The organism is Cupriavidus oxalaticus (genome assembly GCF_004768545.1).
GTDB lineage: Bacteria > Pseudomonadota > Gammaproteobacteria > Burkholderiales > Burkholderiaceae > Cupriavidus > Cupriavidus oxalaticus_A.
In genome coordinates this window covers 534,718-560,054 of sequence record NZ_CP038635.1, presented here as the reverse complement: position 1 = coordinate 560,054, position 25,337 = coordinate 534,718, and the positions used below count along the sequence as shown (strand labels likewise).

Genomic DNA, 25,337 nt, shown 5'->3' with positions numbered 1-25,337 from the left:
GACGATGCAACCGTCGAGCCGGCAAACGCACGGAAATGAGGATTCTAGTCCGCCGCGGCGCTGGTTTCGTACGCTCTCCCCCCGCCACTCGCGTTGGCACCCATGCCCCCCGGGCTTACAATGTCGTTTTTGCTACTTTCACGGCGCTGGGAGAACAGACATGTCGATGGCGGATCGCGACGGCAAGATTTGGATGGACGGCAAGCTGATCGAATGGCGCGACGCCAAGATCCACGTGCTGACGCATACGCTGCACTACGGCATGGGCGTGTTCGAGGGCGTGCGTGCCTACAAGACGCCCGAAGGCACCGCCATCTTCCGCCTGAAAGAGCACACCCGCCGCCTGTTCAATTCCGCCAAGATCTTCCAGATGGCCATGCCGTTCGACGAGGCCACCCTGGAAGCCGCCACGCGCGAAGTGGTGCGCGCCAACAACCTGGAATCCTGCTACATCCGCCCGATCGTGTGGATCGGCTCGGAAAAGCTGGGCGTGTCGGCCAAGGGCAACACCATCCACGTGGCGATCGCGGCGTGGCCGTGGGGTGCCTACCTGGGCGAGGAAGGCATGGAGCGCGGCATCCGCGTGAAGACTTCGTCGTTCACCCGCCACCACGTCAACGTGTCGCTGGTGCGCGCCAAGGCCAGCGGCTACTACATCAACTCGATCCTCGCCAACCAGGAAGCGACCGGCCTGGGCTATGACGAAGCGCTGCTGCTCGACACCGAGGGCTACGTCAGCGAAGGCTCGGGCGAGAACGTCTTTATCGTGCGCAACGGCGTGATCTACACCCCGGACCTGGCCTCGTGCCTGGACGGCATCACGCGCGACGCCACGCTCACCATCGCGCGCGACCTGGGCATCGAGGTGCGCGAGAAGCGCATCACCCGCGACGAGATGTACTGCGCCGACGAAGCCTTCTTCACCGGCACCGCCGCCGAAGTCACGCCGATCCGCGAGCTGGACGACCGCATCATCGGCGAAGGCCGCCGCGGCCCGGTCACCAAGCAGATCCAGGACGCGTTCTTTGCCGCCGTGGGCGGCACCAACGAAAAGTACAGGAAGTGGCTGACGCTGGTCTGAGCACCGGCCGCCAGCCCTCGTGCCCCGCACCCGCCGCCGTGCGCGCGGGGCACGCCTTGTTTTGACGAACAGCAAGCCTCAATCCCCGCAACACCATGACGCAAACCGCCACCATCATCGAAATCGGCGCCGAAGACATTCCGCTGCACTGCCCCACCGCCAACACCCCGGCCTGGAACTACCACCCGCGCGTGTTCCTGGACGTGGCCGACACCGGCGAAGCCAAGTGCCCGTACTGCGGTACCGTCTACAAGCTCAGGCCGGGCACCGTGCTGAAGGGCCACCACTGATCCGAGCCGCCGGTTTTCGCACGACCCTGACGCTCCGGGCCCCCAGTTGGTGCTCCGGGGCGTTGCTGTTCCCGGCGATTGCGCCGGCGAACCGGCCCTCCGCGCCCCGCCCATGAAGAAAGCCCTCGTCATCGCCCCCAACTGGATCGGCGACGCCCTGATGGCGCAGCCGCTGTTCGCGCTGCTCAAGGCGCGCCATCCGCGCCTGGTCATCGACGCCCTCGCGCCCAAGTGGGTGGCGCCCGTGCTCGCGCGCATGCCCGAGATCGGCCGCGTGTTCCCGTCCGACCTGGCGCACGGCAAGCTGCAGCTGTCGGCGCGGCTGATGTTCGCGCAGCAGCTCAAGAACGAAGGCTACGACCTCGCCTACGTGCTGCCGAATTCGCTCAAGTCGGCGCTGATTCCGTGGCTGGCCGGCATTCCGCTGCGCATCGGCTACCGTGGCGAAGCGCGCTTCGGCATGCTCAACGTGCGCCATGCCAACCCGCCGCGCGACCACCGTCCGCCGATGGTCGAGCACTATGCCCGGCTCGCGCTCAAGCCCGGCGCGCGCTTGCCCGAGAACCTCTCCGAGCCGCGCCTGCGCATCGACCCGGCGCGCGTGGCGGCCACCGCCGAGCGCTTCGGCATCGCCCCGCACACGCGCGTGATCGCGTTCTGCCCGGGCGCCGAGTACGGCCCCGCCAAGCGCTGGCCGGCCGGCCACTTCGCCAAACTGGCGCAGATGCTGCGGCGCTCCTACCCGTACGCGCAGATGATCACGCTGGGCTCGGCCAAGGACGCCGAGATCGCCGCCGAGATCGTCAAGGACGCACCGTTCGTGCGCAACCTGTGCGGCCAGACCTCGCTGGATGATGCCGTCGACCTGCTGGCGCTGTCCGAGGCCGCGGTCTGCAACGATTCCGGCCTGATGCACGTGACCGCGGCGCTGAACCGGCCGCAGGTGGCGGTCTATGGCTCGAGCGATCCGCGCCACACGCCGCCGCTGTCACAGGCTGCGAGTATCATGTGGCTGCAGCTGGAGTGCAGCCCGTGCTTCAAGCGCGAGTGCCCGCTGGGCCACCTGCGTTGCCTGAAAGAGATCGAACCCGAAATGGTCTTCGTTGAGCTGCGCAAGCTGCTGCACCGGCCCTGATACCCTGACACTGCCACCATGCCTCGTTTTGCCCGCCTGTTCGATTCTGCCGAAGACATCGTCGAAGCTTTCCGCGAGGCGCTCAAGCTGCGCGACGCCGAGGGCGCGCTGCGCCTGTGGCTGGATGAGGATTCGATCACCTGCGTGCTGCCCGACGGCCAGCGCATGATCGGCCACGAGCAGCTGCGCCAGGCGTTCTCGCAGCTGCTGGAAGAACAGCCGGTGCTGGTCGACGCGATCGAAACCAGCAGCCACGCATCGATGGCCGTGTCGATCTTCGACGTGACCGAGGCGCTGCGCTTTGGCAGCGACCGGGTCGAGGCCGACCTGTACGTGCACACCACCTATGTGCTGATGCAGAACCACGAAGGCTGGCGCCTGGCGCATGTCCACTGCAGCCCGGCCAACGCCGTGCAGGTGGCCGCGGTGGCTGCGGCACCCGGCCAGGCGCTGCACTGAGCCTTTGCCTGCCAGGCCGCGCGGCCCGGCTGCAACCGAGCAGGACTGCGAGACGGCAACACCGCAAGACTGTATTACCGAGCTGGCATGACGCAGCGCCCCGATCTCCTGACGCACCGTTTGCCTGTCGCCGCCGCGCCGCACGAGCATGGCCACGGCTACGGCGACGGCATCGACATGCCCTGGTGGCTGCGCGGCGGCCATGCCCAGACCATCATCCCCGCCCGCTTCACGCGCCGCCCGCCGCGCGTGGCGTTCCGGCGCGAGCGCTGGGACACGCCTGACGGCGACTTCATCGACCTGGACTGGACCACCCACCCGGTGCAGCCGGACACGCCGCTGGTGGTGATGTTCCACGGGCTGGAGGGCGATTCCGGCAGCCACTATGCGCAGGCACTGATGCATGCGCTGGGCACGCGCGGCTGGCAGGGCGTGGTCCCGCATTTCCGCGGCTGCTCGGGCGAGCTCAACCTGGCGCCCCGCTTCTACCACTCCGGCGACTCGGCCGAGCTGCGCTGGGTGCTGGAACGCGTGCACCGCCGGCACTGCGCCCAGGGCCGCAAGCTGCTGGTGGTCGGCATCTCGCTGGGCGGCAACGCGCTGCTGCGCCTGCTGGGCGAGGACGGCAGCGGTGCCAGCCATGTGCACGCCGCGGCCGCGATCTCGGCGCCGCTGGACCTGGCCGCGGGCGGCGCGGCGCTGTCGGCCGGCTTCAACATGCTCTATACGCGCATGTTCCTGCAGACGCTCAAGCGCAAGTCGCTGGCCAAGCTGCAGCAATTCCCCGGCCTGTTCGACCGCGAGGCGATGCTGGCCAGCCGCGACCTGTACGCCTTCGACAACGTGGTCACGGCGCCGCTGCACGGCTATGCCGATACCGACGACTACTGGCGCCGCGCCGCCAGCAAGCCGGTGCTCGGCGCGATCGCCGTGCCCACGCTGGTGCTCAATGCGCGCAACGATCCGTTCCTGCCCGGGCGGCACCTGCCCGGCCCGGCCGACGTCAGCCCGCAGGTCTGGCTGGAACAGCCGGAGCACGGCGGCCATGTCGGCTTCATGACCCCGCATGAAGGCTGGCGGCGCCATCTGTGGCTGCCCGACAGCCAGTCGGGGGTGGCGTTCGGCGGCCATATCGAATGGCTGCCGGCGCGGATCCTGCGTTTTTTCGACAGCATGATGTAAAGCCGGCGGCGTGCGTGGCGCCTTGCCGGCAGAGGAGACGGAGATGGACGACATCGTCAGGCAAGCCATGGCGCGCTGGCCCAACGTGCCCAATGCGTATGGCTGGCTCGCGCTGGACCGGCGCGGGCAGTGGCGCCTGCGCAATGAATACGCCCAGCAGCACGGCCTGTCCGGCGAGCCGGTGCGCAACGAAGCGCTGGTCGCCTTCATCGAGCGCAACTACCTGTGCGACGAGCGCGGCGCGTGGTATTTCCAGAACGGGCCGCAGAAGGTGTTCGTGGCGCTGGCGTACGCGCCGTGGATCGTGCGGCTGCACCAGGGCGCGCTTTGCACAACCTCGCACCAGCCCTTTGCGCTGCAATCCTGCTACGCGGACGAGCATGGCAACGTGGTGCTGTCGGGGAAGGTCGACGGCGTGGACGGCACGCAGGTGGCGCTGCTGCACGACCATGACCTGGAAACCTTCAGCGGCAGCAGCACCTGGCACGGCGAGGCCTGCGGCACCGAAGTCGGCCTGTTCCACCACGACGGCCACGACCTGCCGATCGAGCCGATCGCGGAGAGCGAAGTGCCGAAGCGCTTCGGCTTCGTGCGCCAGCCGGCGGCCTGACGCCGCCCGGCCCTGGCCGGGCCTGCCTCAGTTCGGTATGCCCTTGCTGTCCTGCTTGTCCTCGCGATACTGGCGCTCCAGCTGGTGCAGGCGGGCGTCAACCTCGGACAGCGTATAGAAGTCGCCGTCACCGGCCTTGCGCGCGATCTGCAGCTGTTCGATCGCAGCCTGGTAGGCACCGTCCATCGCGTACTTCTCGGCCAGCGCCTGGTGCTGCTGCACCCGCTTGCCCTGGCCGGCGTACGCGCGCGCCAGCATCTCCCACCAATCGCTGCGGCTGGTTTCCTGCCGCGTGCGTTCGCGCAGGAAGCGCACTGCCTCGTCATAGCGGCCCGCGCCAACCAGGGTCTCGGCATAGGCGACCGATACCGCATGAGAGAGCGGGAAGGCTTTCATCGAGGCCGTGGCCTGCGCCAGCGCCTCGGGCACGCGGCCCTGCGTGCGCGCCAGCTGGATCGCCATCACGTCCAGCATGGGGCTGCCCGAGCTTGCGCCCGGGATGGTGCCGTACAGCCGCCGCGCCTCGGCCAATTCCTGTTCGGCGGCGGCAGGGCGGCCGAGCCGCTGTTCGGTGAAAGCCAGCCCATAGTGGAGCGCCGGCGCCCGCAGCGACGAGGCACCCGGCAGCTGCGCGCGCAGTGCATTGCGCAAGGCCTGCAGATCGCTCGGCGACGATTCCTGGATCACGCGCGCGCGCATCCGGGCGAACTCGTACTCGGGCGTATTGGGCACCTTGCGCGCGTTGGCGTGGCTCACGCGGTCCTGCATGTCGGCGAGACGCTCCGAAGTCAGCGGGTGGGTGCGCACATAGGACGGCACCGAGCTTTCCGAGATGCCGGACACGCGCTGCAGCCGCGCGAAGAAATCGGGCATGCCCTGCGGGTCGAAGCCCGCCGCGGTCATGATCTGGAAGCCGACACGGTCGGCCTCGCGCTCCGCGCCGCGCGAGAAGGACAGCTGGTTGGCAACGGCGGCGCCCTGCCCGCCCATCGCCAGCGCCGCCGCGGCATCGGGGCTGCGCGTGGCGGCGAGGCCGGCCAGCACCATCGACGCCAGCGCAATCCACATCGACTGGTCTTGCGACGTGATGCCGCGCGCGATATGGCGCTGCATCACGTGGCCGATTTCATGGCCCAGCACCGAGGCCAGTTCCGACTCGGTATCGGACTGCACCAGCAGCCCGGTATGCACGCCGATATAGCCGCCCGGCAGCGCGAAGGCGTTGATGCTGCGGTCGCGCACCGCGAACAGGTCAAAGCCGGTGGCAAAGGTACCGGCGCCGGTCGAGCCCGAGATGTTCTGCCGCCGCGCCGCCTGCACCAGCCGGTAGCCGAGCGCGTTCAGGTAGTCCGACAGCAGCGGATCCGGCACGTACAGCGGATCGCGGCGGATATCGCGCATGATGCGGTCGCCCAGGCGCTTTTCCATGTCGGGCGACAGCGATGCCGTGGACGGGTCGCCCAGGTCAGGCAGCTGCACCCCGCCACTCTCGACCACCGGATTGTTGGTGCGCAGGCCGAACTCGGACTTCTGGCCCGCCTTGATGCTGCGGTTCAGGTTGTCGTAGACCTGGTCGCTCGCCTCGCCGGACAATGATGGCACCGGCTCCGGCGCCCGCATGGACGCGACCGGCCTGGCCGGCGCGGCCGCGGCAGAGGCCGGGGCAGCGGCCGGTGTTCGCGTCGTCGCCTGCGGCCACGCCGGCGACGCCATGCTCAGCGCCAGCAGCGCAGCCAGCGACCGCCGCCATGGCGACCCGGGGCGACCATGATGTGACGCCGAACCGGCAGGCGCGGCATCCGCAGCGGCACAATGGCCGGGCGCGGCAGACCTGCGAAGCGATGGTTGTTTTGGCATGTTGCTATGATAGCGGCCTCCGGTGGCCGTTCCCATCAGACGGTTCTCCTCCCCGCCAAAGGCCCCCTGCACCAAGCCCTGCCATGACCCAGCTCACCCATTTCGATACCGCCGGCCAGGCCCACATGGTCGACGTCGGCGACAAGGCCAGCACGCACCGCGTAGCCGTGGCCACCGGCACCATCACCATGCTGCCCGACACCTTCGCGCTGGTGCGCGACGGCAGTGCCAAGAAGGGCGACGTGCTCGGCATCGCGCGCGTGGCCGCGATCATGGCCACCAAGCGCACCGCCGACCTGATCCCGCTATGCCATCCGATCGGGCTGACCAAGGTCGCGGTCGACTTTGCGCTCGACGAGGCCAGCGCCACCGTCGCCTGCACCGTCCGCACCGAGACCCGCGGCCAGACCGGCGTCGAGATGGAAGCGCTGACCGGAGTGCAGGTGGCGCTGCTGACGATCTACGACATGTGCAAGGCGGTGGACCGGGGGATGGTGATCGGCAACGTGAAGCTGCTGGAAAAGCATGGCGGGAAGTCGGGCGACTGGGTGGCGGCCGCCGGCCAGTGAGCGGCCTGGCTGCAGCGCCCGTGGATCGGCACGCGCCAAACGGCAATCGCGGCACCTAGACTAGACATTGCTCAGGGCAGCCGGGAAACGCGCTTCGCGCCCGCATGGACCCAGCGTCCCCGGCTGGCTCCCATCACCTTGCCAAAGGAGAGACGCAATGCTGACGCAGAAGACAAAGGACATTGTGAAAGCCACCGCGCCGGTATTGGCGGAACACGGCTACGACATTATCAAGTGCTTCTATAAGCGCATGTTCGAAGCGCACCCCGAACTTAAGAATGTGTTCAACATGGCGCATCAGGAACGGGGCGAGCAGCAGCAGGCATTGGCGCGGGCGGTCTACGCGTATGCGGAGAATATCGAAGACCCGAGCAGCCTGATGGCCGTGCTGAACAACATTGCCAACAAGCACGCGAGCCTGGGCGTCAAGCCGGAGCAGTACCCGATCGTCGGCGAGCATCTGCTGGCGGCCATCAAGGAAGTCCTGGGCAGCGCAGCGACCGAGGAAATCATCTCAGCGTGGGCACAAGCCTATGGCAACCTCGCCGATGTCCTGATGGGCATGGAAAGCGCGCTGTATGAAGGTTCGGCCGAACAGACCGGCGGCTGGACCGGGTGGCGGTCCTTTGTGGTCCGCGAGAAGCGCCCCGAGAGCGGCGTGATTACGTCCTTCATTCTCGAACCGGTCGACGGCAAGCCGGTAGCAAACTTCAAACCCGGTCAATACACCAGCATTGCCGTCGACGTGCCCGCGCTAGGCCTGCAGCAAATCCGCCAGTACAGCTTGTCCGATATGCCGAACGGGCGCAGCTATCGGATCTCGGTCAAACGGGAAGGCGGCGGCACCCAGCCTCCTGGCTATGTTTCAAACCTGCTGCACGATCACGTCAATGTCGGCGACGAGGTAAAGCTGGCTACGCCATATGGGAGTTTCCATATCGACGTCAACGCCAAGACGCCCATTGTGCTGATCAGCGGCGGCGTGGGGCTGACACCGATGATCAGCATGCTCAAGACCGCGCTGCAGGCGCCGCCGCGGAAAGTCGTTTTCACCCATGGCGCGCGCAATAGTGCAGTGCATGCCATGCGAGACAAGCTGCGCGAGGCGGCGAAGACCTATGAGAACTTCGAACTGATCGTTTTCTATGACCAGCCCCTGCCTGAGGACGTGCAAGGGCGCGACTACGATTATGCGGGGCTGGTCGACGTCAAGCTGATCGAAAAGTCGATCCTGCTGCCCGACGCCGACTACTACATCTGCGGCCCGATTCCCTTCATGCGCATGCAGCATGATGCACTGAAGAATCTTGGCGTCCATGAAGCGCGCATTCACTACGAGGTGTTTGGTCCGGACCTGTTTGCCGAATAGGCCGGCACGCATGGGCGCATCCGGGAACGACGGACTTGTCATGCCGCGCCGGTTCACGGCGTCCGGCCAGTCTGTCGTTCCTCGGTAATAAAGGTAACGCCACATTTCCACATGCGCCGCCGCAGCGCCTGCGCACGACAATTTGGTATTCAATACGATTGCGGGCCGGCGCATGTCGCGGCCGGCTGCCACTGCCCGCGGCGAGCCTTTCGGCCACGCGGGGGAAAGGTGAATACCATGAACGGGCGCAAGCTCTGCCAGCTGGTACTGGCACTGGCGGCCACGGCCGCAAGCGGCGCCGCCCTTGCCGGGCGAGCCGATTTCCACAATGCCGGCTGGCATGACGCGGACACACGCGGCGGCATGATCAAGACGCGTGTCGGCGTGGGCTTCTATTTCGGCCCCAGCGTCGTGTTCGGCGGCTACCCGTATTACTACCCTGCCTACCCTGCGCCCTATTACTACCCGGCTCCGGCCGTCGCCGTGCCGGCCGAGCCACCTCAATACGTCGAGCAGGGCCCCAACGGGCCGGTGCCAGCCCCGGGGCCCGAGCGGTCTGTACCGCAGGACCAGGGCTGGTGGTATCACTGCAACGAGCCGGAAGGCTACTACCCCTACGTGCAATCGTGCCCGGGCGGCTGGCAGCGAGTGCCGGCCCAGCCGCCGGCCAATTACTGACAGCGTGGAGCACAGCATGCGAGTCCTGACCCGCGCCACGCTTGCCGTGGCGACCCTGACACTCGGCGCCTGCGTCGTGATGCCTTCCGGCCCCAGCGTGATGGCGTTGCCGGGCACCGGCAAGAGCTTCGACCAGTTCCGCGCCGACGACTACAACTGCCGCCAGTTCGCCTTTGGGCAGGTCGGCGGCGTGACTTCCTCGCAGGCGGCCAACAACGCGGCAGTCGGCAGTGCGGTAGTGGGCACCGCGCTGGGCGCTGCGGCTGGTGCAGCCTTTGACGGCGGATCGGGCGCGGCGGTCGGCGCGGGCCTGGGCCTGCTGACAGGCGCCGCGGTAGGCGCGGGCAACGCGCAGTACGCGGGTTACGGCACGCAGCGGCAATACGACGCCGCCTACGTGCAGTGCATGTACGCGAGCGGCAACCGCGTGCCGGTACCGGGGCGGGTGGCCGCTGCGCCGGCTCCTGCGCCGCGGTACTACTATGCGCCGCCCCCGCCGGCCTACTACGTGCCCTACTACTAGGTCAGTTGCGTCCCCACGCGGAGAACCGGCGCGAGCGATCGGTGACCCAGGCGCAGAACGCCTGCGGGCGCTCGCCCTCGGACAACTCGCGGCATGCCTTGGCGATCTCGGCGTATTGCGTCGCTTCATCGCCCAGGTAGTACCAGCGCAACCGCTCCATCCACAGCCGGCCTTGCGCGGCATCGCCGGTCAGCGCGAGCAGCCACGCCGTGCGCGCGATCATCGTGGGAGTCGGCAGCAAGTGCACCGCGGCGATATGCGCGGGCAGCAGTTGCGCTGCGTTCTGCGGCGTGATGACGGCCAGGCCCGCGGCATCGGCCTGCGCATGCTGGCGGAACCAGAAGCGCGGCATCGGCAAGGTGTTGCGGGTTTCGCTGGCCGCGTATTCGCGTGCTTCGGCGCGGCGGTAGTCATGCCACATGGTTGCCAGGATGGCAGCGGCAATCGCAATGCAAGCCACGCTGAGACCCTTCGCCACACTGACCGGGACGCGCCATGGTCCGGCGGCGGCAGGCTCGAGCCAGCCCAGCAGGAAACAGAACGGCAGGAAGAAGTACAGGTAGTGCAGCGGGTATTCGAGCATCGAATGCGCGCAGAGCATCGCCAGCCACGTCAGCATCAGCACCGCTTCACGGCGCTCGCCGTTTTCTGCCTGCCAGAGCCGCGCCCGCACCACGCGCCATAGCCACGCTGCGAGAATCAGCGCGACGCCGAGCGTGCCCGCGACGCCGGTCTTGGCCAGCAGGTCTAGCACAGCGTTATGCGCATGCAGGGACATCTCCACCTTCACGCCGACCTGCGGCAACTGGGTGAATTGCGCCCAGCCGAATTCGCCCCAGCCGACACCGAGCCATGGATGCGCGCGGAACATCGCCAATGCATGCGACCATAGCGCGCCACGTGCGGACATCTGGTCTTCGGCTTCCAGTTGCGCGATGGTGTCGAACAAGCGCCAGTCGAGCAGCTGGCCGGCGGCGCGGATCGCTGGCTGCAGCACCAGCAGCATCACGATCATGGCGGCCGCGGCCACCAGCAGTCCGGTCGTACGCCGCATCGGATCCGTCTCGCGCAGCGTGCCGCGTGCCAGCCAGGCAGCAACCAGCGCGTAGAGCGCGGCAAGACCAACATGCAGCACGCCGGTGCGCGATCCCGATAGCACGATGCCGCTCTCCAGCAGTGCTACCGCTACCAGCCACATCGGGAAACGCAGCCTGCCGCGCGATGCCAGCCAGACTGACGCAACCAGTGCGAGGCCGTGCACGGTGGCCTGGTGATTGGGCTGGTTCAGGTTGCCCCACAGGCGGCGGTTGTCGTCGTAGAAGTAGGTGGACACGAGGCCGAAGGTGCTGCGCTCGAGATGGAAGAGCTGGACCCACTGTGTGACGGTGCCGAGCAGGCCGGCGATCAGGAAGGCGATGGCCAGGGTGTCGCCGGCGTTGAGCGTCTCGGATGCTTGACTGCGGCGGTATGACCATGCGGCGCATGTCACCGCTGCGCCGAGGAACAGGGTCAGGACAGTGAGGGTCGCGCTGCCGGTGATATCGGCGTGGCCGAGGGCGGTGCGCGTCAGGCCGACAGCGGCGAGCCAGCAGAATAGCAAGGCTACCCATGGCAGCGAAATCGCCGCGTCCGTTGCTGGTGTAGTGGGCTTGCGCAGAGCCAGGAACGCGATTAGAGAGATCGCACAGCACGCGGCAGTCCATTCGCCGTAGAACGTCGCAAGTGGCAGCGTGTGCCGGGAGACTAGCAGCGGGAAGACGATTGCTGCGATTAGAGCAGCCGACGGGATGCTTGGCCGGTACGGCGGCATTTAGGCGCCTGTTTGAGGGAAAGGCGCATGATAGCCTGGGGCGTAGGTAAAGAAAAAGCGCCCGAAGGCGCTCTCTTTCAACTCGACCGGCTCGCTTATACACCGGTCTGAGCGCGCGTGCAGGTGCCGCCAGACGTGATCCCGGTCCAAACGATCGCATTCGCATTGCTGACGCCGCGGAGAGTAACGATGCAACCAACTCCCGAACCCAAGTTGGCAGCAGTGGCAGTCAGCTCAATATCAATTTGAGTAGCGGTAGCCACTGTCGTGGCACCATCACCAAAAGTCAAGGTCACCCCAGCCGGCGCAGGCAATGCCGGATAGCCCGTAGCCGTAGTAAGTTCACCAATGCTGTCACAGGTTGTCAGAACACCACCGGATACTTGCGCACACTGGGCAATTGCCTGCTTCAATGGCGCGACTTGCGAAATCGGGCTCGCCCACCGGCTACGCGTCACATAGTCCTGATACTGCGGAATCGCAATCGCCGCCAAAATACCAATGATCGCCACCACGATCATCAGTTCGATCAGCGTAAAGCCCTTCTGGACACGACGGCCCAGTTTCTTCAGTTGTACCCGTTGCATGATTTGACCCCTCGAAGAGATTTTGGTTAAGCGTTGCACGTCTTCGGTTTCGTGACGCGGGGCCTATTCAGCAGTAAGCGTGCCAGCCATATACCCCGTCCGCAGGGGGCAAAAAGCGACAAATTCCGTCACCCGGGAGTGGAAAGCCCCTGCGCATGCGCCAAATTTTGTCACATGGCGGCGCTACCACCTGCCGAAGCGACAAAATGTGCGATCACTCACATGAGTTAGTTGGATATCGCACCGACAGGGACGTCTGCCAAGAGAGCAACAAAAAAGGGCGGCCACCCGGCCGCCCTTGCGATGCAGTACCCCGTCAGGCCGTCTGCGCGGCCCGGCGGCTCAGCAACTTGCCGATGATCACCACCAGGATCGCACCAGCCGCACCAAACACCAGGTGGGCATGCGGCACATGCACTTCAAACCAGGCCGCATCGACCGGATCGCTGACCAGCATCTCGCCAGCCAGGTAGCCCAGCAGCGCCGCACCCAGCACGATGATGACCGGGAAGCGCTCCATCACCTTGAGCAGCAGCGTGCTGCCGAACACGATCAGCGGGATCGACAGGCCCAGGCCGATGATCAGCAGCATCAGCTGGCTGCCTTCGGGGCCCTTCTGCGCGGCGGCGGCCACGGCGACCACGTTGTCGAGCGACATCACCAGGTCGGCGATCAGGATGGTGCGGATGGCGGCCCAGATATTGTCCTTGCCGTCGTGGCCTTCCTCGTCGTCATCGCCGGTCAGCAGTTGCACGCCGATATAGACCAGCAGCACGGCGCCGACGATCTTCAGGTACGGCAGGCTCAGCAGCTTGACCGCGGCCACGGTCAGCACCACGCGCATGATGATGGCGGCGGCGCTGCCCCAGAAGATGGCCTTCTTCTGCTGGGCGGGCGGCAGGTTGCGCGAGGCGAGCGCGATCACCACCGCGTTGTCGCCGGACAGGACGATGTTGGTCAGGATGATCGATCCCAACGCAATCCAGAAAGTGGTGGAAGACAGCAGTTCCACTGGGAGGCTCCTCGAGTTCTATGTGGTGGCGGTTTTATGTACTGGCGCGCCCCGTCATCCGACGGGTGTTCGGATGTCTGAAAGCGCAGGCATGACTGTTTAACCCACGAACCTTTCGATTACATTTCAATCCTGTAATCTTTCGGGGCTTTCACGGCGCCGGGATCACCCGCCGCAAAAACAATGCCCCCGCCGATGGCGGGGGCATCACTAGTCTGTCATTCCCGCCACAGCGGGAACGGCAAGCAGGACCTTACAGCATCGCCTTCAGCAGGCGGCCCATCTCCGACGGGTTCTTGGTCACCTTGATACCGCAGGCTTCCATGATTTCCAGCTTGGCCTGGGCGGTGTCGGCACCGCCCGAGATCAGCGCGCCGGCGTGGCCCATCCGCTTGCCCGGAGGCGCGGTCACGCCAGCGATGAAGCCAACCACCGGCTTCTTCATGTTGTCCTTGATCCAGTTGGCCGCGTTGGCTTCGTCCGGACCGCCGATCTCACCGATCATGACCACGGCGTCCGTTTCCGGATCGTCGTTGAACATCTTCATCACGTCGATGTGCTTCAGGCCGTTGATGGGGTCGCCACCGATGCCGACAGCCGACGACTGGCCCAGGCCCAGCGCGGTCAGCTGGCCCACGGCTTCGTACGTCAGGGTGCCCGAGCGCGACACCACGCCGATGCGGCCCTTCTTGTGGATGTGGCCCGGCATGATGCCGATCTTGATTTCGTCCGGCGTGATCAGGCCCGGGCAGTTCGGCCCCAGCAGCAGGGTCTTCTTGTTCTCGCGGCGCATGCGGTCCTTGACTTCCATCATGTCGCGCACGGGGATGCCTTCGGTAATGCAGACCACCAGGTCCAGGTCGGCGTCAACGGCTTCCCAGATCGCGGCAGCGGCGCCTGCGGGCGGCACGTAGATGACCGACACGGTTGCGCCGGTCTGGGCCTTGGCGTCCTTGACGCTGGCGTAGATGGGAATGCCTTCGAAGTCTTCGCCGGCCTTCTTGGGGTTCACGCCTGCGACGAAGGCGTTCTTGCCGTTGGCGTAGTCGCGGCAGCCACGGGTGTGGAACTGGCCGGTCTTGCCGGTGATGCCCTGGGTGATGACCTTGGTGTCTTTGTTGATCAGAATCGACATGCTGTAATCCTTTGCTTGGCTACGAGCGGCGCGCGCGGGAGCTCAATAGAGCGCCAGCGCACCGCTCGCGTTCGCGTATGGTTGCGTTCGTGCGACGGCTTACTTGCCAGCGGCAGCGGCCACCACCTTCTGGGCGGCTTCTTCCATCGTGTCGGCCGAGATGATGGGCAGGCCCGACTCGGCCAGCATCTTCTTGCCGAGGTCTTCGTTGGTGCCCTTCATGCGCACGACCAGCGGCACCGTCAGGTGCACGGCCTTGGAAGCGGAGATCACGCCTTCGGCGATCACGTCGCAACGCATGATGCCGCCGAAGATGTTGACCAGGATGGCCTGCACGTTCTTGTTGCTCAGCATCAGCTTGAAGGCTTCGGTCACCTTCTCGGTGGTGGCACCGCCGCCCACGTCGAGGAAGTTGGCCGGCTCGCCGCCGAACAGCTTGATGGTGTCCATGGTGGCCATGGCCAGGCCGGCGCCGTTCACCAGGCAGCCGATGTTGCCGTCCAGCGAGATGTAGGCCAGGTCGAACTTCGAGGCTTCGATTTCGTTGGCGTCTTCTTCATCCAGGTCGCGGTAGGCGACGATTTCCGGGTGACGGAACAGCGCGTTCGAGTCGAAGTTGAACTTGGCGTCCAGCGCGATGACCTTGCCGTCGCCGGTCAGGATCAGCGGGTTGATTTCGGCCAGCGAGGCGTCGGTGTCGTAGAACGCCTTGTACAGGCCTTGCAGGGCCTGGCGGGCTTGCGCCACGCTCGCGTCGGGCACGCCGATCTTGCGGGCGATGTCGTCGGCGTCAGCGTCGGTCAGGCCGGTCGACGGCTCGATGATCAGGGTGTGGATCTTTTCCGGGGTGTGGGCAGCGACTTCTTCGATGTCCATGCCGCCTTCGCTCGACGCCATCAGCGCGATCTTCTGCGAAACGCGGTCCACCACCAGCGAAACGTACAGTTCCTTCTTGATGTCGGCGCCTTCTTCGATCAGCAGGCGGTTGACCTTCTTGCCTTCCGGGCCAGTCTGGTGCGTGACCAGCTGCATGCCCAGGATGTTCGACGCATAGGTCTTGACGTCTTCGATGCTCTTGGCAACCTTGACGCCGCCGCCCTTGCCGCGGCCACCCGCATGAATCTGCGCCTTGACAACCCACACCGGGCCGCCGAGCTGTTCTGCGGCCTTCAGGGCCTCGTCAACCGAGAACGCGGGGATGCCGCGCGGAACCGGCACATTGTATTTGCGCAGGATTTCCTTGCCTTGATACTCATGGATATTCATGCGTGTTTCCTTTCGGGTAGGCGTAAAAGGTAGAAGGGAGAAATCTGAAAAAGGAGACGAACTCTCTCGTCTGGTTGGCTGATCCTGAGAATCAGCCGGAAGTGCCGGTTGGCCTGTCGGCCGGGACAGCGTCGTTGCCGTCGTCGTTGGCTTGACCACCGCGGTCGCCATTGGCCACGGCGGGCGCCCGAGGCGCGGTTGCGACGGCAGGTGCGGCCTCGGCCCTTGCCTTGGGCGTCGGCTGGTGACCATACCAGCGCGGGTAAAACTCACGAACCACCTCGCCGTCGAAACGCAGCGCGTGGCAGCCGTGCAACTGATAGGGCGGCTCCGGATTCGGATCGTCCTCGCCGTTGTCGCGGATACTGATGACTTCGCCGGCAAACGCCTGGATCGCGGTGCTGGGCAGCACGCCGGCGGCTTCGGTCAGGTGGGAACAGCCGTTGATGCCGGCCAGGCGCTCGCGCACGGCCTTGCGGAAGCCCTTGCGCAGGTTCAGCCCGATCAGCTTGCGGTAGGCCGGGCCGATGGTGTCGCACTGCGACGGGTACGGCACCCAGTCGGAGCACGCCTCGGCATCCAGCACCGTCATGTCCTCGTTGATCGTGACGCGCAGCCACAGGTCGTGCAGGGGCTGGCCTACCGGGCGGATACGGTCGCCGGCAAGTGCGATGTCGCGGGGCTTGGTGTCGGTCAGGCGCACCTCGACATCCCACAGGCCGTCCTCTCTCTGGTACGCCTCGGCCGTAATGGCACGGCGATGGCGCAAGGAGCGGTTGACGGGCTGGGACAGAGGCATGGCCAGGCTGGAATACTGGGGGCTTGGGAACGGCGGCGCCGGAGCACCGAATAACCCGGGGAGTTTAACATGCCGCGCTGGTTTGCCCGGGAACATCCTTGTGCGGCGACTGTCGCGCCGCATTGTCGGGCAACGGCGCGCCAATGACACCCTGACTGCAGTGCAGGTAATGAACCGACGAATGCGGATACTACCGCACACAGACGCTCAGTCGTCGTCGCCGTACGCTTCGTCAGCGCCCTGGATGATCTTGCTGACCACCGCCCGGGAGAATCCCCGCGCCACCATGAATCGGATCTGCCTGGCACGTGCCTCCGGCGTATCCGGCGGCACGCCGAAACGCTTGCGCCAGACCTCGCGGGCGCGCTCGGTCTCGGTGGCGCGCAGCCTTTCCTGCAGTTCGCCCAGCTGTTCGCTGTCCAGCTTGTGGGTCTTGGCTTCCTGCATCACCCTGGCCGCGCCATAGCGGGCGCCGCGGCGATGGACCAGGCTGTCGGCAAAGCGCTGGTTGGACAGCCAGTTCTCGCGCTCGAGCGCATCGAGCAACTGCTCGAGCTGTTCCGGCGATTCGGCATGGGGCGCCAGCTTGCGCGCCAGCTCGGCGCGGCTGTGCTCGCGGCGCGACAGGTAGCCGACGGCGCGGGCCTTCAGGGACAGGGGGGGACGCGTGGCCATTGAGGTCGTGAAGTTTCCACCGTGGGCCTAAACAAAAAGGCCGGCGCATCGGCGATGCCCCGGCCCTTCCGGTTGCTCCAGCGGCGGGCTGGCGCTCAGTCTTCCAGCACTTCGGCCGGCACGACGTTGGTCGGCGCCACACCCAGCGCGGCACGCACCTTGTTCTCGATCTCTTCGGCGATGTCCGGGTTCTCGCGCAGGTATTCGCGCGCGTTGTCCTTGCCCTGGCCGATCTTGTCGCCGTTGTAGCTGTACCACGCGCCCGACTTCTCGACGATCTTGGCGTCCACGCCCAGGTCGATGATCTCGCCCTGGCGGGAAATGCCCTGGCCGTACAGGATGTCGAAGAAGGCTTCGCGGAACGGCGGCGAGACCTTGTTCTTGACCACCTTGACCTTGGTCTCGTTGCCGATGACGTCGTCGCCCTTCTTGATCGAGCCGATGCGGCGGATATCCAGGCGCACCGAGGCGTAGAACTTCAGCGCATTGCCGCCGGTGGTGGTTTCCGGCGAGCCGAACATCACGCCGATCTTCATGCGGATCTGGTTGATGAAGATTACCAGGCAGTTGGTGCGCTTGATGGTGCCGGTCAGCTTGCGCAGCGCCTGGCTCATCAGGCGGGCCTGCAGGCCGGGCAGCGAGTCGCCCATTTCGCCTTCGATTTCGGCCTTGGGCACCAGCGCCGCCACCGAGTCGATCACGATCAGGTCGATCGAGCCCGAGCGCACCAGCGCGTCGGTGATTTCCAGCGCCTGCTCGCCGGTGTCCGGCTGCGAGATCAGCAGGTCGCCGACGTTCACGCCCAGCTTGCCGGCGTAGCTGACATCCAGCGCGTGCTCGGCGTCGATAAAGGCGCAGGTGCCGCCCAGCTTCTGCATTTCGGCCACGACCTGCAGCGTCAGCGTGGTCTTGCCCGACGATTCCGGACCATAGATCTCGACCACGCGGCCGCGCGGCAGGCCGCCGACGCCAAGCGCGATGTCCAGGCCGAGCGAACCGGTGGAGACCACCTGGATGTCCTTCTCGACCTCGCCGTCGCCCAGGCGCATGATCGAGCCCTTGCCGAACTGCTTCTCGATCTGGGAGAGCGCGGCGGCAAGCGCCTTCTGCTTCTCGGCGCTCACGCCCGCACCTGCCTTCTTGTCGTCCATGGTCGTCCTTGAATCAAATGGTGTATAAATAGGCCGCATGTGGCGCGGCACCGGCTTTTGCCGGCTCCGGCGCCGGCCCGGCTGTCTGCGCGGCCGCCATTCCGGAAGCATCACTCAGGAAGCATCCCGGGCGGCCCCAGCGGAATGTGCGGGTACTGTATAAAAAAACAGTATGCTTGGCAAGCCCCATCGCGCCCATTCCGCGGGCGTCCGGCTATGCCGGCCAGGTGGAGACAACCATGCGTATTCTGATCGCCGAAGATGACGACACGCTGGCCGATGGCCTGACGCGCTCGTTACGTCACTCTGGCTATGCCGTCGACCATGTTGCCGACGGGCTCGGTGCCGACTCCGCCCTGTCGACCCAGACCTTCGACCTGCTGATCCTGGACCTGGGACTGCCGCGCATGTCCGGCCTGGAGGTGCTCAAGCGCCTGCGCGCCCGCGGCGCGATGCTGCCGGTGCTGATCCTGACCGCGGCCGACAGCGTCGACGAACGCGTCAAGGGCCTGGACCTGGGTGCGGACGACTACATGGCCAAGCCGTTCGCGCTGTCCGAACTGGAAGCGCGCGTGCGCGCACTGGTGCGCCGCGGCGCCGGCGGCGGCGCCACGCTGATGCGGCACGGGCCGCTGGCCTTCGACCAGGTCGGCCGCATCGCCTACCTGAACGAACAGATGCTCGACCTGTCGGCGCGCGAGATCGGCCTGCTGGAGATCCTGCTGACGCGCTGCGGCCGGCTGGTGTCCAAGGAACAGCTGGTCGACCACCTGTGCGAGTGGGGCGAGGAAGTCAGCAACAATGCCATCGAGGTCTACGTGCACCGCCTGCGCAAGAAGATCGAGGTGGGCGGCATCCGCATCGCCACGGTTCGCGGCCTGGGTTATTGCCTGGAAAAATTCCAGCCGGCCGTGGCCGCGCAGCATTGACGCCGCCATTGACGCCACCATTGACGCGGCCCGCCCCTTAGCCCCGCCCTTGCAGGCGAGCACGACCGCACCCGAGCGACCACCGTCGAGATGAGCCTGCTGCAACTGCCCTGGCGGCGCGCGCACCGCGCCGTGCCACCACCCTCCCATACCACACCTGGCACGCCTGGCACGCCCGGCACCGACCAGGAACTGGCCGACGCACTGCCTCACCTGGAGGAAAGCACCGCCACGCCCGCGCCGCGCTCGCTGTTCGGCGAGATCCTCGACTGGATGCTGGCGCCACTGCTGCTGCTGTGGCCGATGAGCATCGCGGTAACCTACCTGGTGGCCAAGTCGATCGCCAACGGCCCGTTCGACCGGGCGCTGGAAGCCAGCGCCATCGTGCTATCGCAGCAGCTGCGCGAGGTCAACGGCCGCGTCACGCTGCAGCTGCCGCTGTCGGCGCGCGAGATCCTGCGCGCCGACGAGACCGACAATATCTATTACCAGGTAGTCGGCAAGCGCGGCGAGTACATCGCCGGCGACCACGACCTGCCGCTGCCGTCGGAAGAAGACCAGGGCCACGCCGGCCTGGTGTCGCTGCGCGACGACCGCATCGCCGGCAACGATGTGCGCGTGGCCTACACCTACGTCGACCTGCGCAACGTCAGCGGCAGCCAGCCGGTGCTGGTGCAGGTGGCCGAGACGCTCGACAAGCGCGCGCGCCTGGCCAACGAGATCATCAAGGGCGTGATCCTGCCCCAGTTCGTGATCCTGCCGCTGGCGGTGGTGCTGGTGTGGTTCGGGCTCTCGCGCGGGCTGGCGCCGCTGACCGCGATCCAGCAGCGCATCCGCGCACGCAACCCCGGCGACACCAGTCCCATCGACGAACGCGCCGCACCGCAGGAGATCACGCCGCTGGTGGGATCGTTCAACGACCTGCTGGCGCAGCTGGACCAGTCGGTGCAGACGCAGAAGCGCTTTATCGCCGATGCCGCGCACCAGATGAAGACACCGCTGGCGGGGCTGCGCATGCAGGCCGAGCTGGCGCAGCGCGAGCAGTCGCCGGAAGAGCTGCGGCGCTCGCTGGCACAGATCGCCGGCAGCTCCGAGCGCACCGCGCACCTGGTCACGCAACTGCTGTCGCTGGCGCGTATGGAAAACCTGGCCGGCACCGGCGGCATGGGCGAGCTGGACCTGTGCGCGCTGGCGCGCGAGGTGGTCAAGGACTGGCTGCCGCAGGCCTGGGCGCGCGACATCGACCTGGGGCTGGACGCCGCCGACCACCCGGTCACGGTGCTGGGCAACGGGCTGATGCTGACGGAGATGCTCAACAACCTGCTCGACAATGCCATCCGCTATACGCCGCGCGGCGGGCATGCGACGGTGCGGGTCAGCGCCGATGCCTTCGAGCCGTTTGCCTACCTCGACGTGGAAGACACCGGCCCGGGCATCGCGCCGGCCGATCGCGAACGCGTGATGGAGCGCTTCTACCGCGTGCTCGGCACCAATACCGAAGGCAGCGGGCTGGGCCTGGCCATCGTGCGCGAGATCGTACAGCAGCACGGCGGCGACGTGCAGATTTCAGACCACGTCTACCAGCAATCGCCGCGCCTGGCCGGTGCGCATTTCCGCGTGACATTGCGCCGCCCAACCGAAACTCCGACGTGATGAACGACGTTCCCGCCGCTGACCTCGCCGAAGCCCGCCAGCGCCAGGCCTGGCACCTCAACCTGCGCTGGATCGTTGGGCTGCTGGCGATCTGGTTCGTGGTGACCTTCGGGGTGGCGTGGTTTGCGCGCGAACTGCGCTTCGACTTTTTCGGCTGGCCGTTCTCGTTCTGGGTGGGGGCCCAGGGAGCACTGGTGGTCTACGTGCTGATGGCCGCGCTGTACGCCTGGCGGATGAACCGCGCCGACGAAGCTTCCGACGAAGCTGTCGCACCCGCCCCCCTGCCTTCGCAGGGTGCCTTGCGCGGGCCGGGCTCCGATGTTGCATAGCGATATGCCGGCGCGCCCGCGCGGCAATGCCAGGTGGTGCCGTGTGGCGCCAGAACTGGCTGCACCGCAGCATGCGCGGCCCTTGAAAACGGCTAGCGTATACCCCGACATTTTTGGCACTTGCGCGCCGGAATCTGTCAGAACTCAGTAAGTTTCGCGAACCACAATCCTCTGCAACTCAGGCTCCCGGCCAGCGGCACGGGCCTTTTCCGCGATGTTGCCGCGCCTTGCCCGAGATCCATTCCAGACGGAGGAGACAAGATGGCAAACGTGCAAAACGTTGCGGTACCCGGAGGGGGTGCGCAAAACGCACCGATGACACGCGAGGAGCGCAAGGTGATCCTTGCCTCGTCGCTGGGCACGGTGTTCGAGTGGTACGACTTTTACCTGTACGGCTCGCTGGCAGCGATCATCGCCAAGCAGTTCTTCGCCGGCCTGGATCCGACCTCGGCCTTCATCTTCGCACTGCTCGCCTTTGCCGCCGGCTTTATCGTGCGGCCGTTCGGCGCACTGGTGTTCGGGCGCCTCGGCGACATGATCGGGCGCAAGTACACCTTCCTGGTGACCATCCTGATCATGGGCCTGTCGACCTTCATCGTCGGCCTGCTGCCGGGCTTTGCCACCATCGGCTGGGCGGCCCCGGTGATCCTGATCGCGCTGCGCATGCTGCAGGGCCTGGCGCTCGGCGGCGAGTACGGCGGTGCCGCCACCTACGTGGCCGAGCACGCGCCGCACGGCAAGCGCGGCGCCTACACCTCGTGGATCCAGACCACCGCCACGCTCGGCCTGTTCCTGTCGCTGATCGTGATCCTGCTGTGCCGCGAGCTGACCGGCCCGAACTTTGAAGTCTGGGGCTGGCGCATCCCGTTCCTGCTGTCGATCCTGCTGCTGGGGATGTCGGTGTACATCCGGCTGTCGATGAATGAATCGCCGGCATTCCAGCGCATGAAGGCCGAGGGCAAGACCTCCAAGGCCCCGCTGACCGAGTCCTTCGCGCAGTGGCGCAACCTGAAGATCGTGATCCTGGCCCTGCTCGGCCTGACCGCCGGCCAGGCCGTGGTCTGGTACACCGGCCAGTTCTACGCGCTGTTCTTCCTGACGCAGGTGCTCAAGGTCGATGCCAAGACGGCCAACCTGCTGATCGCCGGCGCCCTGGTGATCGGCACGCCGTTCTTCATCTTCTTCGGCTCGCTGTCGGACAAGATCGGGCGCAAGTGGATCATCATGGCGGGCTGCGCGCTGGCCGTGCTGACCTATTTCCCGCTGTTCAAGGCGCTGACCCACTACGCCAACCCGGCGCTGGAGCGCGCGCAGCAGACCGCTCAGATCGTGGTGACCGCGGATCCGAAGCAGTGCTCGTTCCAGGGCAGCCCGATCGCCCGCGAGATCGACTTCCGCAGCTCGTGCGATATCGCCAAGCGTACCCTGGCCCAGTCGTCCGCCAGCTATGAGGTGGTGGAAGCCCCGGCCGGCACGATGGCGACGGTCAAGATCGGCGACAAGGAAATCAAGGCCTTCGACGCCAAGCTGGCCAATGGCCACAGCTTCGACGACGCCAGCAAGGCGCAGATCGCGGCGTTCAAGAAGGAGGTGAGCGGCGCGATGTCCGCCGCCGGCTACCCGGCCAAGGCCGACCCGGCGCAGATGAACACGATCATGGTGCTGGTGATCCTGGTCATCCTGGTCATCTACGTGACCATGGTCTACGGCCCGATCGCCGCCATGCTGGTGGAGCTGTTCCCGACGCGCATCCGCTATACCTCGATGTCGCTGCCCTACCATATCGGCAACGGCTGGTTCGGCGGCCTGCTGCCCACCATCTCGTTCGCGCTGGTGGCCCAGAACGGCAATATCTACTACGGCCTGTGGTACCCGATCATCATCGCGGCCATCACCTTCGTGATCGGTGCGCTGTTCGTGCGGGAAACCAAGGACGTGGATATCTACGCCCACGACTGAACGGTCGACGGGACGAAACCGTGACCACGACGGCAGGCCGCCCGGCCTGCCGTTTTTTCATGGGTGCTGGTGTCCCGCAAAAAACTTCGCACGGGGGTGTTGACAGTGCCGAAAGCCCCTGTATAATCTCAGTCTTCGTTGGCGAATTAGCTCAGTCGGTTAGAGCGACGGAATCATAATCCGCAGGTCCGGGGTTCGAGTCCCTGATTCGCCACCATCTATTTGAAAAGCCGCGTTCTCGCAAGAGAACGCGGCTTTTTGCTTTGGATTGCCAGGCGCGCTGCCGGCACCTCTCGATGCCGGAAGCGTCACGCCCTACGGCTGCGTCAACAGGAACTCATGCCGGCTGGTATCGAGCCGCGACACGCGGTACTCGATCCGCTCGTCGTGGTAGGACGAGGCCACGCGCAGGATCTTCAGCAACGGACTGCCCACGGCAACGCCCAGCAGCTGGTGGTCATCTTCGTCCGCCAGCGCGGAGCGCAGCCGCTCTTCGGTGCGGATGATATTGATGCCGAAGCTATCCTGGTAGAAGTTGTAGAGCGTATTGGGCCGCTCGCGCAATTGCTTCTCCGTCAGGCCCTTGAAGCGCTCTTCCGGCACGGTGATGGCATCGATCATCATCGGCGTGCCTTCCAGCGACAGGACGTTGGCGAAGCGGAACACGGGTTCACCGACGGCCAGCCCCAGGGCGGCCGCCTCGTCCTTGTCGGCCTTCGCGCGCCGGAACCTGGCCAGGCGTACGGTCGGATATTCGCGATGGCCATCCTGGCGCACGATACGGAAGAAGCGGAAGAAGTGATCCTCCTGCCGGTGCGTGGCGACGAAGGTGCCGCGTCCCTGGTGCCGGATCATAATGCCTTCGGCCACCAGTTCGTCGATCGCCTTGCGCAGCGTGCCGATCGACACGCCAAAGCGCTCGATCAGCTTGCGCTCGGACGGAATGGCTTCTCCCGGCTTCCACTCGCCCTCCGCCAGCGCGGAGAGAATGGCCTGCTTGACGTCCTTGTACAGGACGCCGCCGATCGCACTGGCGGCATCAAATCTGGCACCCACGTTGAAATCCCTGTTCGCTGGCCCGCGCCGCCTTGACGGCTGTGCACAGGCCGATTCATCTAGATAAGCCAGATCATACCGGAGGCCATCTTGTGCCTATCGGCGCTGTCGCGGCCAGCCGGTGCTATTCGGCGCGGATGTGTTTCTCTTCGATCAGCCTTGCCCATCGCGTCACCTCGCCGTTGAAGTATTCGGCGAAGGGGCCGCTGGTCTGCGGCGCCGGGCTGAAGCCGGCCGCCACAATGCGCTCGCGCATCGCGTCGGACTGCAGCATGCGCGCCACCGACGCGGCAACCTTGTCGACGATCGGCCTGGGCGTCCCCGCCGGCATCATCAGGCCGGTCCAGTTCTCGACGATCAGGTCGGGATAGCCCGCCTCGGCCACGGTCGGCACGTCGGGCAGCAGCGGATGCCGTTCACGCGTGGTCACCGCCAGCGCGCGCAGCTTGCCGCCCTTCACATAGGCCAGCGACTCCGGAAAATTGGAGAACACCACATCGATCTGGCCGCCGATCAGGTCGGTCATCGAAGGCGCCCCGCCCTTGTACGGCACATGGGTCAGGTTGGCGCCGGTCAGGCTTTCGAACAGCGCCAGCGTCAGGTGCGGCGGCGTACCGTTGCCGCTGGAGCCGGCATTGAGCTTGCCCTTCTGCGCCGCGGCGTCCAGGTCCTTCAGCGACTTGACCGGAGAACTGGCCGGCACCACCACCAGCATCGGCGACGAGGCGATGCGCGCTACCGGCACCAGGTCTTTCTGCATGCTGAACGGCAGCTTGGGGAACAGCGTCACATTGGAGGCATGCGTCAGCGTGACCGCGAGCCAGGTATAGCCGTCGGCGGGTGCCTTCGCGACCTGGTCGGCGCCGATGTTCGCGTTGCCGCCGGGCTTGTTGTCGACCACCACGGGCCGCTTCCACTCTTCCGCGAGCTGGTGCCCGACCAGCCGCGCCATGATGTCCGTCAGGCCACCGGCCGCGAACGGCACCACGTAGCGGATCGGCTTGCCGGGATAGTCATGGGCGGGCACCGACGCCTGCGCCGTGCCCTGTGCGGCGGCCGGCGCCGAAGCCAGTCCGGTGAGCGTGGATACTGCGGACAACGCGACAAGCGCGCCGGCCCCATACCTGAGCGCGGTGCGAATCAAACCTCGATACATGGTGTGTCTCCGTTTTGTGGTCGCTGGCCCGTTCTTTGCCGGGTCCGGTTTCGTGGTGGGAATCGAA

26 protein-coding genes and 1 tRNA gene are annotated in these 25,337 nt (G+C 66.1%); 16 read left to right on the top strand and 11 right to left on the bottom strand.

The features are described from left to right. Positions 1-160: 160 nt before the first annotated feature. From E0W60_RS13425 to E0W60_RS13400, 6 genes are all read left to right on the top strand, one after another. Positions 161-1,081, top strand: coding sequence for a branched-chain amino acid transaminase (locus E0W60_RS13425; protein WP_135704539.1), 921 nt, complete (start codon positions 161-163; stop codon positions 1,079-1,081). Positions 1,082-1,176: 95 nt separating this feature from the next. Further along, positions 1,177-1,371: a zinc-finger domain-containing protein gene (locus tag E0W60_RS13420; RefSeq protein WP_133093810.1), complete on the top strand. Its 195-nt coding sequence runs from the start codon at positions 1,177-1,179 to the stop codon at positions 1,369-1,371. A 112-nt stretch (positions 1,372-1,483) separates the two neighbouring features. Then, positions 1,484-2,506 (top strand): lipopolysaccharide heptosyltransferase II, encoded by a 1,023-nt coding sequence (gene waaF, locus E0W60_RS13415; protein WP_135704537.1) that lies wholly within the window; start codon positions 1,484-1,486, stop codon positions 2,504-2,506. A gap of 18 nt (positions 2,507-2,524) precedes the next feature. Next, complete coding sequence (locus tag E0W60_RS13410) at positions 2,525-2,965, top strand: YybH family protein (RefSeq protein ID WP_133093808.1); 441 nt, start codon at positions 2,525-2,527, stop codon at positions 2,963-2,965. 87 nt (positions 2,966-3,052) lie between these two features. Continuing rightward, positions 3,053-4,147, top strand: coding sequence for a YheT family hydrolase (locus tag E0W60_RS13405; protein ID WP_133093807.1), 1,095 nt, complete (start codon positions 3,053-3,055; stop codon positions 4,145-4,147). Between the two features lie 43 nt (positions 4,148-4,190). Continuing rightward, positions 4,191-4,757 carry a DUF2946 family protein gene (locus E0W60_RS13400; protein WP_135704535.1) on the top strand — a complete coding sequence of 189 codons (567 nt, stop codon included), beginning with the start codon at positions 4,191-4,193 and terminating at the stop codon, positions 4,755-4,757. A gap of 27 nt (positions 4,758-4,784) precedes the next feature. On the opposite strand, the gene E0W60_RS13395 is transcribed toward E0W60_RS13400, so the two are convergent. Then, positions 4,785-6,377, bottom strand: coding sequence for a M48 family metalloprotease (locus E0W60_RS13395; protein ID WP_240745977.1), 1,593 nt, complete (start codon positions 6,375-6,377; stop codon positions 4,785-4,787). Here E0W60_RS13395 and E0W60_RS37515 point away from each other — a divergent pair. The 5 genes from E0W60_RS37515 to E0W60_RS13375 all read left to right on the top strand — a co-directional run bounded on the left by E0W60_RS37515 (position 6,376) and on the right by E0W60_RS13375 (position 9,753). After that, complete coding sequence (locus E0W60_RS37515; protein ID WP_240746013.1) at positions 6,376-6,528, top strand: hypothetical protein; 153 nt, start codon at positions 6,376-6,378, stop codon at positions 6,526-6,528. The genes E0W60_RS13395 and E0W60_RS37515 overlap by 2 nt on opposite strands. A gap of 169 nt (positions 6,529-6,697) precedes the next feature. Beyond that, positions 6,698-7,183 carry a cyclic pyranopterin monophosphate synthase MoaC gene (gene moaC / locus E0W60_RS13390; RefSeq protein WP_135704531.1) on the top strand — a complete coding sequence of 162 codons (486 nt, stop codon included), beginning with the start codon at positions 6,698-6,700 and terminating at the stop codon, positions 7,181-7,183. 157 nt (positions 7,184-7,340) lie between these two features. Continuing rightward, positions 7,341-8,552, top strand: coding sequence for an NO-inducible flavohemoprotein (gene hmpA, locus E0W60_RS13385; protein ID WP_135706211.1), 1,212 nt, complete (start codon positions 7,341-7,343; stop codon positions 8,550-8,552). A 237-nt stretch (positions 8,553-8,789) separates the two neighbouring features. Then, on the top strand, positions 8,790-9,230 hold the full coding sequence (locus E0W60_RS13380) for a hypothetical protein (protein WP_133093789.1): 441 nt from the start codon (positions 8,790-8,792) through the stop codon (positions 9,228-9,230). Positions 9,231-9,246: 16 nt separating this feature from the next. After that, positions 9,247-9,753 carry a hypothetical protein gene (locus E0W60_RS13375; RefSeq protein ID WP_135704529.1) on the top strand — a complete coding sequence of 169 codons (507 nt, stop codon included), beginning with the start codon at positions 9,247-9,249 and terminating at the stop codon, positions 9,751-9,753. A 1-nt stretch (position 9,754) separates the two neighbouring features. Here the strand turns inward: E0W60_RS13375 and E0W60_RS13370 are convergent, their stop codons facing one another. The 8 genes from E0W60_RS13370 to recA all read right to left on the bottom strand — a co-directional run bounded on the left by E0W60_RS13370 (position 9,755) and on the right by recA (position 18,188). Continuing rightward, positions 9,755-11,563 carry a PglL family O-oligosaccharyltransferase gene (locus E0W60_RS13370; protein ID WP_135704527.1) on the bottom strand — a complete coding sequence of 603 codons (1,809 nt, stop codon included), beginning with the start codon at positions 11,561-11,563 and terminating at the stop codon, positions 9,755-9,757. A gap of 95 nt (positions 11,564-11,658) precedes the next feature. Beyond that, entirely contained in the window at positions 11,659-12,150 is a 492-nt protein-coding gene (locus E0W60_RS13365; RefSeq protein ID WP_135704526.1) for a pilin, read from the bottom strand. Positions 12,151-12,466: 316 nt separating this feature from the next. Further along, positions 12,467-13,162, bottom strand: a complete 696-nt coding sequence (locus E0W60_RS13360; RefSeq protein ID WP_135704523.1) for a TerC family protein — start codon at positions 13,160-13,162, stop codon at positions 12,467-12,469. A gap of 253 nt (positions 13,163-13,415) precedes the next feature. Then, positions 13,416-14,297 (bottom strand): succinate--CoA ligase subunit alpha, encoded by an 882-nt coding sequence (gene sucD, locus E0W60_RS13355; RefSeq protein WP_062796940.1) that lies wholly within the window; start codon positions 14,295-14,297, stop codon positions 13,416-13,418. 99 nt (positions 14,298-14,396) lie between these two features. Beyond that, positions 14,397-15,563 (bottom strand): ADP-forming succinate--CoA ligase subunit beta, encoded by a 1,167-nt coding sequence (sucC, locus tag E0W60_RS13350; protein WP_135704521.1) that lies wholly within the window; start codon positions 15,561-15,563, stop codon positions 14,397-14,399. Between the two features lie 91 nt (positions 15,564-15,654). Next, on the bottom strand, positions 15,655-16,362 hold the full coding sequence (locus tag E0W60_RS13345) for a DUF2889 domain-containing protein (protein ID WP_135704519.1): 708 nt from the start codon (positions 16,360-16,362) through the stop codon (positions 15,655-15,657). Positions 16,363-16,569: 207 nt separating this feature from the next. Further along, positions 16,570-17,037: a recombination regulator RecX gene (gene recX / locus E0W60_RS13340; protein ID WP_133093782.1), complete on the bottom strand. Its 468-nt coding sequence runs from the start codon at positions 17,035-17,037 to the stop codon at positions 16,570-16,572. Positions 17,038-17,132: 95 nt separating this feature from the next. Continuing rightward, positions 17,133-18,188, bottom strand: coding sequence for a recombinase RecA (gene recA, locus E0W60_RS13335; RefSeq protein ID WP_133093781.1), 1,056 nt, complete (start codon positions 18,186-18,188; stop codon positions 17,133-17,135). Between the two features lie 239 nt (positions 18,189-18,427). On the opposite strand from recA, the gene E0W60_RS13330 reads away from it, so the two are divergent. The 5 genes from E0W60_RS13330 to E0W60_RS13310 all read left to right on the top strand — a co-directional run bounded on the left by E0W60_RS13330 (position 18,428) and on the right by E0W60_RS13310 (position 23,275). Then, on the top strand, positions 18,428-19,117 hold the full coding sequence (locus E0W60_RS13330; RefSeq protein WP_116317177.1) for a response regulator transcription factor: 690 nt from the start codon (positions 18,428-18,430) through the stop codon (positions 19,115-19,117). A gap of 90 nt (positions 19,118-19,207) precedes the next feature. Then, positions 19,208-20,770, top strand: coding sequence for a sensor histidine kinase (locus E0W60_RS13325; protein ID WP_135704517.1), 1,563 nt, complete (start codon positions 19,208-19,210; stop codon positions 20,768-20,770). Next, the gene (locus E0W60_RS13320) at positions 20,770-21,099 is read left to right on the top strand and encodes a DUF4212 domain-containing protein (protein ID WP_135704515.1); all 330 of its coding nucleotides are present in this window, start codon (positions 20,770-20,772) and stop codon (positions 21,097-21,099) included. The genes E0W60_RS13325 and E0W60_RS13320 overlap by 1 nt, the downstream gene beginning before the upstream one ends. Positions 21,100-21,360: 261 nt before the next feature. Continuing rightward, entirely contained in the window at positions 21,361-23,058 is a 1,698-nt protein-coding gene (locus tag E0W60_RS13315) for an MFS transporter (protein WP_135704513.1), read from the top strand. Positions 23,059-23,198: 140 nt separating this feature from the next. After that, positions 23,199-23,275, top strand: a tRNA-Met gene (locus tag E0W60_RS13310). Between the two features lie 98 nt (positions 23,276-23,373). On the opposite strand, the gene E0W60_RS13305 is transcribed toward E0W60_RS13310, so the two are convergent. Beyond that, complete coding sequence (locus E0W60_RS13305; protein WP_135704512.1) at positions 23,374-24,114, bottom strand: GntR family transcriptional regulator; 741 nt, start codon at positions 24,112-24,114, stop codon at positions 23,374-23,376. Positions 24,115-24,238: 124 nt separating this feature from the next. Next, the gene (locus E0W60_RS13300; protein WP_135704510.1) at positions 24,239-25,270 is read right to left on the bottom strand and encodes a Bug family tripartite tricarboxylate transporter substrate binding protein; all 1,032 of its coding nucleotides are present in this window, start codon (positions 25,268-25,270) and stop codon (positions 24,239-24,241) included. Positions 25,271-25,337: the final 67 nt, after the last annotated feature.